This window comes from Bradyrhizobium sp. Leo170, from assembly GCF_004296405.1.
In the GTDB taxonomy this organism is placed as follows: Bacteria; Pseudomonadota; Alphaproteobacteria; order Rhizobiales; family Xanthobacteraceae; genus Bradyrhizobium.
Genome location: NZ_PSRR01000274.1, coordinates 1 through 11,613 on the forward strand (window position 1 = coordinate 1; position 11,613 = coordinate 11,613).

Annotated in this window: 2 pseudogenes; both read left to right on the forward strand. The window is 64.0% G+C overall.

Annotated elements, in window-relative coordinates:
* Positions 1-7,371: pseudogene (locus tag CWO89_RS46250) on the forward strand (filamentous hemagglutinin family protein); the annotation flags it as partial.
* Positions 7,263-11,613: pseudogene (locus tag CWO89_RS32555) on the forward strand (filamentous hemagglutinin family protein); the annotation flags it as partial. The pseudogenes CWO89_RS46250 and CWO89_RS32555, both read left to right, overlap by 109 nt.

The following is an 11,613-nucleotide window of genomic DNA, read 5'->3' on the forward strand; positions in this document are numbered from 1 at the left end:
TATTCGACCCGGAGCGGTTCGAGCTATGCGCCGAGCTTCACCGGGGCGGGCGGCAAGATCGTCGTCGAGAACGGAGCGCTGATCACCACCAACGCGGCGTCGTTGGTGACCTCCGGCGGCGGCTTCGTGCTGATGATGGGCTCTCAGGTCGATAATGCCGGAACGATTGCGACGCCGAAGGGCCAGGCGTTGCTGGCAGCCGGCGACGCCTTCATCCTGCGTCCGGGTTTCGGCACCAATTCCAACCAGGCCTCGACCACCCGTGGCCACGAACTCGCACCGGTGATTGCGGTCGGCAGTGCCAGCGGCGTCGTCAGCAACAGCGGGCTGATCTTCGCCCAGCAGGGCGATATCACCTTGGCGGGCCGCACGCTGGCGCAGAACGGCGTGCTGATTGCGACGACCTCGGTCAATACTCGTGGCACTGTTCATCTGCTGAACGCGGCCTCGGACGCTGCGGGCAGCGTCACGCTCGGTGCCACCAGTCTGACGACCGTGCTGCCGGAACTCGATAGCAACGAGACCGCGCTGGACAGCCAGCGCGACGCGCTGATCGCAGCCTCCACCGCGGCGAACGCGCTGCGCGGGGTCAGTTCCGCCGGCCAGTTCGACAATCTCTCTCTGCTGGCTGACCGCCAGGACCAGTCGCGCATCGAGATCGTCAGCGGCGGCACTGTCACCTTCAAGGGCGGCTCGGTGACCGCGGCGCAGGGCGGCCAGATTGCGGTCTCCGCCAACAAGCGCATCTTCGCGGAAGACGGTGCGATGCTTGATGTTTCCGGCGTGCGCGGCGTCGCACTTGCGATGGCGTCGAACAACATCAAGATCAACGTGCAGGGCAACGAACTGAGAGACTCCCCGCAGAACCGCGATTCCAGCCTGCTGAAGAACAACGACGTCTGGATCGACGCCCGCGATCTCACATTGGTGCCGGCGGGCACCGGTGGCTATGCCAGCGACCGTTACTATACGGCCGGCGGTTTGCTCGAGGTCGGCGGCTATCTCGGCACGTCGGCGCATACGATCGGCGAATGGTCGGCGCTGGGCGGCAGTATTACGCTCTCCGCACCGGAGGTCATTGCACAGCGCGGCGCCGCCTTCGACATCTCCGGCGGTTCACTGGATTATGCCGGCGGCTATATCCGCTCGACCAATCTGCTTGGCAGCGACGGTCGGACCTACAGCGTCGACAACGCGCCCGCCGACATGACCTTCACAGGCTTTGCCGGTGGCTTCTCGCGCAAACACAGCATCCAGGGCAAGGTCGATGATAGGCTGACCGAGACCTGGAGCAGCATGTTTGGCCGTGGCCGGACCAGCGTGCGCTGGGAAGACGGCTACACCGTCGGCCGCGACGCCGGACGGCTGATCCTGTCGACGCCGACCAGCATCTTCGAGGCCGATATCGTGGCCGACACCGTGACCGGCCAGCGGCAGACCAACAAACGCCCCGACGGCGCCTCCGATGGATACAAGCTGACGCAGACGACGGCCGCGCTCAACGGGCAGTTGATGGTCGGGCGATACGGTGTCGTGACCGGAGACGGCATCTTCAATTCGGATATCAGGTTCGGCGATGCGGCCGCGATCACCGCGGGTCGTTCCGACACCGATGTGCTGCCTTCGGCGCGCACCGGCACGGTCTGGTTCAACACATCGCATATCAACGCAATGGGTCTTGGCGGTCTCGACATCGGTACCAGCGACACGATCACGATCGAGCGTGCGCTGATGTTGGCCGACGGCGGACAGATCAGGCTCATTGCCCCCGTTGTGGATATCAAGGCTGACATCACTGCGCGCAGCGGCTCGCTCACCGTGGATAATTATTTCAAGGGGGGCGGAGACCGTGGCAACGCGGTGGTGCTGCTCAAGAACGGCACATCGTCGGTCGCCCTGCATGAGGGCGTGACGCTCGATCTGCGCGGCGTGTGGGTTAACGCGCTGCTGAACAAGGATGACACCCGCAAGCTGGCCTATCTGGATGGCGGCACGGTGCGGCTGCAATCGACCCATGACGTGACGTTGAAGGCGGACAGCCTGATTGATGTGTCGTCGGGCGGCGCGATCCTCGCCAACGCAAAGGTTAAAGGCGGCCGTGGCGGCGACGTCTCGCTGATTGCGGATCAGGAGAATTCTCAAGTTCAACCGGACGGTCTGCTGACCCTCAACGGTAACATCCGCGGCTACGGCGTGAGCGGCGGCGGTACGCTCAAGATCGAATCCGGGACGGCTATCGGAATAGGCGGCAAACTGCTTGCCACCGACGGTGTGCTCGGCGCGGGCGAGAAAGCACCGGCAGATCTGGTCCTGCTGCAGGATTTTCAGGTCAAAGCCGGCGATGTGCTGCCGGTTGATTACAGCTACAAGACCAGCATCGCGAAGCCTGGCGAGATGCTCGGGACGAGCAACCTGGGCATCAACGACGTGACGCTTGGCGCTGACTGGATCCCGCCGCGTCCCGGGGGCGGAAGCGTTGGGTATGTAATCCTTACTAATATTGGAGTTTACCGGATCGGGCCGGACGCGGCACTGCCGGTGATTCCGGCCGGAACCATCATCAATAGCATTCCGCAAGGATCGCTCCCATCCTCCTTTGTCGTGCCGGGCGACGTATTCCCGAACGGCATCCGGATATTTGAGAAGACCGTCACGATCGCAGCGGGCGCCGTGTCTCCGGTCGATTTCACGATCGCGCAGGGGACCCGCTTGGCGGCGGGGACGGTCTTCACTTCGGCGGTGACGGTCGCTCCGACGATGACGGTCGATACGTCGCTCTTCCAATCCGGTTTCTCTAGATACGACGTGAACGGTCGTCATGGTCTGGTTGTTGCCGGCGGCGCCAGGCTTGACGTCACGATGCCGGTCTATCGCTTCACGGACACGGCCTCCACCACCGCGACCGGCGCCGATCCTGCGAATGCGCTAAACGCATGGACACCGCCGGAATGGACGGAAGATTCTGTCAACAACCGGTTGATCCAGCGCGGCGGTGCCAGCTTGACCTTACGCTCCACGATCGGTGAAGCGGGGTTGATGGCAGCGACTGGCCCGATCGACGTGCGTGAGGGAGTTGCGATCAGCGTCGATGCCGGTCAGTCAATCAGTCTGCAGGGAACAGATTTCACGATCAATGGCACGCTGACCGCTCCGAGCGGCACCATCAGTCTAACGGGGAACAGCGCTGCCACGAACAAAGCCGGCCTGATCTGGATCGGCGATCACGCCGTGCTCGACGTCGCGGCGCGCGCCGTGACGGCGACGAATGCGAGCGGCCGGACTTATGGTGTCGTTGCCAATGGCGGCTCGATCCTGATCGGCGGTGCGATGGATTGGGAGGCGAAGGGCGAGGCGGCCGCGCCGCATGCTTTCGTTGTGATCCGGCCCGGCGCGGTGCTCGACGCTTCGGGCACAGGCGCGGTGCTCGATATTCCCGCGCCCGGCCTTGGAGCGAACAGCACGCCATTCAACATCGCCAGCGACGGCGGCACGATCGTTGTCAAGTCCAGCATCGGGCTTTATCTCGACGGCACTCTGCGAGCAGCTTCGGGCGGTGCGAACGCGGCAGGCGGCACGCTGGCGCTGGCGCTGGCGACGCCCGCTTATCCGACGCTAACGACGACTGGCGATGTGCTGCGGCATCGCGAATTCGTCATCGCCGATATCCAGGGCGATAGCTCAATCGCGGGTGCGGCGTCCATGGCGGAAGGCAAGGCCGGTCTTGTGGTCGGCACCGCGCGGCTCGGCGTCGATCGTATTCACGAAGGCGGGTTCGGCAATCTTTCGCTGCTGGCCGACGGGCCGCTGTCCTTCGACGGAAATGTCACGCTCGCGATGAGCCAGAGCCTGCGCCTCTATGCCGGTACGTTTGCGCTGGGTGAGAGCGCAGGGGCGAACTCACAGGTGTCGCTGTCAGCGCCTTATGTGCGGCTGGCGGGTACAACTCGCCTCGCCGGCGATGGCTTCACCCTGCCGGCCGTGACCTGGGGCAGCGGTCCGTCGCAACAGGCTAGCGACGCCGTGTTCTCGGTCACCGCGGATCTGATCGATCTTCGCGACCGCGTCGGCTTCGGCGCACGCAAGTTGATCGACACCAAGACATCGATCTACACCGTGGATCGCCGGAGCTTTGCGCTGGTCGATCTCACAAGCCGCGGCGACATCCGCCTGCTCGCCGGTCTACCGGGGCGCGGCATCGGGTCAAGCGCGCTGACGACCGAGCTCGCCACAACGGGCGATATCACGCTGGTCGCCGCGCAAATCTATCCGGCAAGTGGCGTCGGGGCGCAGATCGTTGCCGGCTACCAGGAAATCGATAATTTCCTCAGTGGTAGCGTGCTCACCATTCGGCGATACGGTGACACCGTGCCTGACGTGCCGTATTCGGCATTCGGGTTGCTCTATCTCGGCGCGGAAACCGTCAATCAGGGCGGCGTGGTGCGCGCGCCGTTCGGCGCGTTGCAGCTCGGCACGATGGGTCGTGGCGACCCGGCACAAGCCGATGCGATCAATCTTCTGCCGGGCAGCATCACGTCCGTGAGCGGCGCCGGGCTGGTGATGCCCTATGGTGGGACCATCGATGGCCTCGATTATCGTTATAACGGGTCCACGATCGTGCTCGACGGCGCCGGGGGCATGACCGGCACCGATCTCAAGCGCGGTATCCGGCTTTCGACCACTCATCTCAATGTCGAGTCCGGTGCGGTTCTCGATCTGGCGGGTGGCGGCGAACTGACCGGCGCGGGCTTTGTGTCGGGCCGCGGCGGTTCAGTCGATATCCTGACGACGCCGTTGATCAATTCCAATCCTGGTTACAGCTACAGTAGCAAGGGCAACGCGGTTTATGCGATCGTGCCGAGCCGCGCCGCGGCGTATGCGCCGGGGGTGCAGGAGGCGGGCTATGGCGCGCCGCTCACGGGTCAGCAGATCACCATTCCCAAGGGTGTACCGGGTTTGGCGGCCGGCACCTACATGCTGATGCCCTCCAGTTATGCGCTGCTGCCCGGCGCGTTCCGTGTCGAAATCGGCGCGAGCAACCAGACCAATCTTGCGAGCGCCACAGCAATCGGCAACGGCTCCTATGTGGCGACTGCCACGCTTGGCATTGCCAACACGTCCATTCGCGCGTCGCTTCCCAATCTGGTGACGATCACACCGGCCGATACCGTGCGTAAGCATTCATCCTACAACGAGATGGGTTATAACGCTTTTGTACTCGCGGATGCAGCGCGCCTCGGCGTTCCGCGCGCGATGCTGACGGTGGATGCCAAGACGCTGGACATCCTGATGGGCAGGCCGGCCGTTGCGGACGGCCGTTCGCAATTGCGGTTCAATGGCGATCTGCGCATGGACCCGGCGTCCGGCAGCGGCGGCTTCGGCGGCACCGTCAATGTCCGGCGTCTCGGCGAAATCCTGGCTCCAGGCCAGAGCGCCGATCCCGCCATTCGATTCGCATCCGTCTACGCCGACGAACTCAGCAAGCTCGACGCGCCGCGTCTGGTGCTGAACGGCACCATCACCACGGTTTACGGCGTAGCGGGCCGCTTCGCGACCATTCTAGGGGGCTACGGCAATAACCTCATCTTGCGGAGCGGCGCCCGCATTGCGGCGGCGGAGGTGATCCTCGCCAGTAATGGGGAAGCGGGGTTCATCACGATCGAGGAGGGCGCGTCGATCAGTACGGTCGGCCGTGGCCGGGCCAGCTACGATTCGAGCGACGGCTTCGTCTTCATCGCTGAAGGTGGCGTCGTTGCACTGTCCAATGGCTTCGTCAATCTGCTGCAGACATCGGCAACCAACTCGGCTTCACGCGTCAACATCACGGTCGGCGGCTGCGTCACCGTGGACTGCAACAGGACAACGACACTTGTCTCCGAAGGCACCATCGCTGTTTCGACGTCCGGCGCGTTCAATATCGCCAACAACGTATCCTACGGCACGCGCAATCTGGTGCTTGGCCTGTCGGCGATCAATCTCGGCGAGGACGCCAGTCTCGCAGCCGCGGCGGCATGGGGCCATCTGCCCGCAGGTCTTTCGCTCAATCAGGGCCTGCTGGCGCAATTGCTCGCAGGCAATACGGCGACCGGAGTGCCGGCGCTCGAGACCCTGGTGCTCAATGCGCGCGATGCCGTCAACATCTTCGGCGCCGTGACCCTCGATGCCTCGAAGGTCGGACGTCTCGTGCTCGGAACGCCCGCGATCTATGGCTATGGCGCGGCCGGCGATGTCGCAACCATCCGCGCGGGCGAGTTCATCTGGACCGGCTCGGCGGCGGCGCCGGGCGCGGCGATGGCCGCGCTCCTCGGCGACGGCACGCTCGACATTGCGGCGAAACGCGTCGTCTTTGGCTATGGGCCCAACTCCCAGCCGAGCAGCACGGTGGTGGACAACCGTCTCGCGCTCGGTTTCGCCACCGTCAACATCGCCGCAAGCGAGCGCATCACGTCGAACGGCAAGGGCACGCTCGGCGTCTATCACAAGCAGGGCGCCTACGTTCCGGCGACCGGCTATCAATACACGGGCGGCGATCTGACGTTCACGGCGCCGTTGTTGACCGGTGTGGCGGGTTCGGTCAACACCATCACCGCGGGCGGTGATGTCCTCGTTACCGGAGCGGGCAGTGCAGCCGTGCCGCACGTTGATGCGCTTGGCGCTCAGCTCAAGCTGACGGGGACCAACGTCACGGTCGATACCAGTGTTGTCCTGCCCTCGGGCAAGCTCGTTCTGACAGCAACAGGCGATATCCTGCTTGGCGGTGCCGCGCGCATCGACCTGTCGGGGCGCGCGGTCGAGATGTTCGACGTCACCAGGTACAGCTGGGGTGGCGACGTGGTGCTGACCAGCAGCGCCGGGAACATCCGCCAGGCAACCGGATCGGTGATCGACTTGTCGGCGCGGTACAACCGCGGCGGCACGATGACGGTGACGGCGCTTGGTGCCGGTGCCGGTCATGTCGATCTCGGCGGCACTGTTCTCGGTTCGGCAAGCGGCCAGTATGACGCGGGCGGCACGATGGTGCCGTACGACGCGGCTGAACTCACCGTGCGGGCGCAAACGCTCGCCGATTTCGCGGGGCTGAACGCACGCCTTAACTCTGGCGCCGTGGTCGGTGCGCGGCGGTTCCAGATCAAGCAGGGCAGCCTGACGGTCGGGGACGAGGTGCAGGCAGGCGACGTCGAGATCGCTGTCGACGGCGGCAACCTGACCGTCAATGGCGCGATCAATGCGAGCGGCTTCCAGGTCGGATCGATCGGCTTGCGGCGATGGGCGACCTCACCATCAACGGTACGCTGGATGCGCACGGCACCGGCCTGCGTGTCGACAGTTACGGCAAGATCATCGACAGTCCGAACCGCGCCATCGTCGATCTGACGACGCGCCTGGGCACGCTGACATTGAGCAGCAATGCAGCGATTGACCTCCGCGCGGGCACCGGAGTCACACATGGCAACGGTCCCGGCCAGAACGATGGCGCGGCGCGCGGCACGCTCAACCTCAATGCGCCGCGGCTCGCTGGTTCGGGTATTCCGTCCGGCGAGAGAGGGGTAAACGGCGCCAACGATGTCGCCGTGAACGTGCTCGGCACACCCGCAATCCGTGGCGCCAAGACCGTCGCGGTCAATGCCTTCCGCATTTATGACGATGCGCCGCTCGCCAGCGCGCCGGATGTGACCGGCCACAAGCCGCAGGAGATCACGCAGGGCTATCTCGACGACATCGATCAAGACAGCAGCGCCTTCATCAATGCGGCGCTCGCCAATACCGCGCTCGCCAGCAAGCTCTCTGGGCTCGGCAGCTATCACCTGCGGCCCGGTGTCGAGGTTGTCAGCAAGATCAGCACCGAGAATCCGAACGGCGATCTCACGGTCGCGGGCGACCTCGACCTGTCGGGCTATCGTTATGGGCCGCAATCGAACCGGCTCGATCCGGCGTTGCGCGGATTCGGCGAGCCCGGCGTATTGACGATCCGTGCCGCTGGCGATCTCAATATCCGAGGCAGCATCAATGATGGTTTTGCACCGCCGTCGGCCACGTTTGACGACAAGGGCTGGCAGCTCGGGCCAGGCGTGGTGCCGTATGGTGGTGATCTTGTGCTTCCCATTGCGGTGACGCTCGAAGCCGGGACCACTTTCCGAAAGGGTGTGACGCTTAACTATGATCTGCCGGCCACGTTCGATACGCTCGTGGGGAATCCACAAGGTAACAACGTCCTGGCCGGCACGGTGCTACCGGTGAGGGCGACTCTGGCAGGTCCTCTCAATTTATCCGCGGGCAGTGTGGTCGGCGCGACCATCTACAACGCCGATGGTACGGTGGCTTATGCCGCCGGCACGGTTCTGCCGAACGCAGTGACGCTCACCGCCGGCATGCAACTCGGCGCCGGAACGGTGCTGCGCAGCGACGCCAAGATTGCAGCGCTGATCTGGCCAAAGGGCATTCCGTTGCCGGGAAACATGACATCGAGCGGACCGTTGTCGCTTGCCACCGGGTCGCTGATTCCATCCATGACCAACGTAAAATTGGCAGGCGATCAACCGATCGAGTTGCGGCCAGTTGTGAACGGCGTGCAGGGCCGCAACTGGGCGGTGGCGCCGATGCTAGGTGCTGGCGCAACAGCGTGGTCGATGAGTCTTGTCGCGGGCGCGGATCTCGGATCGGCAGACCGCCGTGCACTCAATCCCGCCTCCACCGGAGCAATCACGCTAGGCGATACCCACTACATATCAGGGCCTGGCCCTGCCCAGAAACTCTGGGATCCCAACAATTGGTGGGGCATGCCGCCGAACGATCCGGTTCCGGACGATTGGCTATGGGCGTGCTTGGATCCTGGCCAGTGCTACGATGGGGCACCAGGGGCTCCAGCACCTGTCGCACCATCCTTCAGCGTCGTCCGCACAGGCACCGGCGATCTCGATCTTGTCGCCGCCGGCGACATCCGGATGAACTCGCTCTACGGCATCTACACGGCCGGCACGGCGACGTCGGTCGATCCAACGTATAACCGTGCACGTGGCCTTCTGGCCGACGGTACGCTTCTCGGCCCCAGAACCGCCGACTATGCCGCCCCCCTTTCGACCTATCAGGCTTGGTATCCCGACCAGGGTGGCAACGTCTTGATCGCGGCCGGTGGCGATCTCGTTGGCGACATCACGCAAGGCACGGGTCCGGCGAGTGTCATTACCGGCAACTGGCTGTGGCGACAGGGCACGGGCAGTACGGCGGTCGATGCAACGATCCCGACGTCCTGGTGGATCAACTTCGGAACCTATACGGCCAACACCGCCTCAGGTGCGCCCGGTAATCCCGATCTGCTGGGCTTCACCGGCATCGGCGCGCTGGGCGGCGGCGATGTCGCGATCCGTGTCGGTGGCAGTGCCGGCACGATCGCTCTTCGCGGCGAGCAAGCGACGGATGGCGGGCATCGAAGTCAGGGCCTGGTCGTTGCTGTTGGCAGCACCGGCCGCGTTGGCGCTGACGGATCACTGACGCTGACCGGCGGTGGCGACGTCGACATGCGGATCGCGGGTGCGCTCAACCCGAACTTGGCTCTCACCAACAGACAGGAAATTCAAGTGCTGCCCGGCGCGCTGGTGAATTTGCGCGGTGCCTTGCATGTAGCGGCGGAATCGATCGGCGGGATCAAGCTCATTTACCGGTCGGGTGCGTCCGGATTTAATGACGCCTTCGATCCGCGCGGTATCGACCCGTTCACAGCAACGTCCTCGGATGCACGCTCCGGCATTACGCTGGTGCCCGGCGATTCGGCGGTTTATCTCGAAACCTTGGGCGACCTCGTCCTTGGTGGCGCCGGTGATCCGGGGCGCTCCAAGTCGCCGAACCGATCTGCCTTCTCTGCCGGCGGCTCGAACGATACCGGACAGAGCTGGTTCTCGCTCTGGACCGGTCACACGGCGATCAACCTGATCTCTGCCGGCGGCAATCTCACGCCCAGCACCTCGGCGTCAGAAAACCGTGCACAGACCAGCGATCAGATCGCAGCAGATGGGTCGTTCATCTACCCATCGATCTTCCGGGCGGCGGCCCTGGGTGGCAGCATGTATTACGGGGTCAACGCCTTGTCCTACATGCGAGGCGATGCTTCTGAGATATATCCCTTCATCACTCTTGCTCCGTCTCCGCATGGTTCGTTGGAGATGCTGGCCCGCGACTCGATCTATGGCGGGCAGTATTCGTTCAGCCTGTCCAGCTCCGGCGTGGCGTTACCGACGCCGTTCAATCCGGCCTTCATGGGAGACGGTGTGGACCCCTTGGGACACGTCAAGGTGACCAATGGGTCCGGCGGCGTTATCGACCTAGGCGGTAACCCCGTGGCGTTGTCGCTGTTCTTCTTCGGTCCGAACACTGCTGCGTTTGACATCGGCCGAGCATCGAGCGCCGATCCGATCCGGTTCTACGCACGCGAGGGCGATGTTGTCGGGCTGCGCACGGGTGAAACGTTGTCATTCAGCGCCGATGGCTCGACCTGGTACAGCGCGGCGGCTCCGATCATGGTGCGTGCGGGTCGCGATATCGTCGGTGCCGGCCTTGCGCCCGGCGTCGCGTTGACGAGCGCCCTACAGGGGGCGACGTCGCGCGGCAATCTGATCGTGCACAGCGATCCGAACGACGTGTCGATCGTCTCCGCGGGCCGCGACATCGTCTATGCCAACTTCGATATTGCCGGTCCTGGCACGCTCGAGGTCTCGGCGGCGCGCAATTTGTATCAGGCCGACAAGGGCGCGATTACGAGCATCGGGCCGATCGTTCCTGGCGACACGCGTCCCGGCGCCAGCATCCTCCTGCAAGCTGGCGTTGGGCCGGACGGGCCGGACTATGCGGCGCTGGTCAAACTCTATCTGGATCCGGCCAGAATGGCCGATCCAGCCGAGCCGCTCGGTCAACAGCCGGGCAAGGTGATGCAGACAGCCGACACCATTGCTTCGCCTCGCGATCTTTATGCCTGGGTGAAAACTCAGGCTGGTTACACAGGAGACGAGGCGGGGGCGCTGGCATTTTTCAATTCTCTACCCGCAGACAAGAGGGCGGCTTATCCAACCAATCCGCTTCTCTTCACCTGGCTCAAAGACCGAGGCTACAAAGGCACGCAGGGGGATGCGCTTGCTTACTTCCTCGGCCAGAGTGCGGATCAGCGTAACCAATTCACCTACAACGCCATGCTCTACGCCTGGCTGCAAACACAGTACGGCTACTCCGGTAATCAAGCGGGAGCGCTGACCTTCTTCAATGCTCTGCCCATGGTTGAGCAGTCGGTATTCAGCCGCATTGTCTATTTCGCGGAATTGACGGCCAGCGGGCGCGAGTACAACAATCCCGACAGCCTGCGTTACGGCTCATACCTCCGCGGCCGACAGATGATCGCGACGCTGTTCCCGGAGAGGGACGCGGATAACAACCCGATCCTTCGTTCCGGCGATATCACCATGTTCGGCGGATCGGGCGTGCGCACCAATTTTGGCGGCGACATCCAGATGTTGACGCCCGGGGGACGCACGATCATTGGCGTCGAAGGGCAGGTGCCGCCGGCATCGTCAGGGCTGATCACGCAAGGAAAGGGCGACATCCAGCTCTATTCGAAGGGCTCGATCCTGGGGG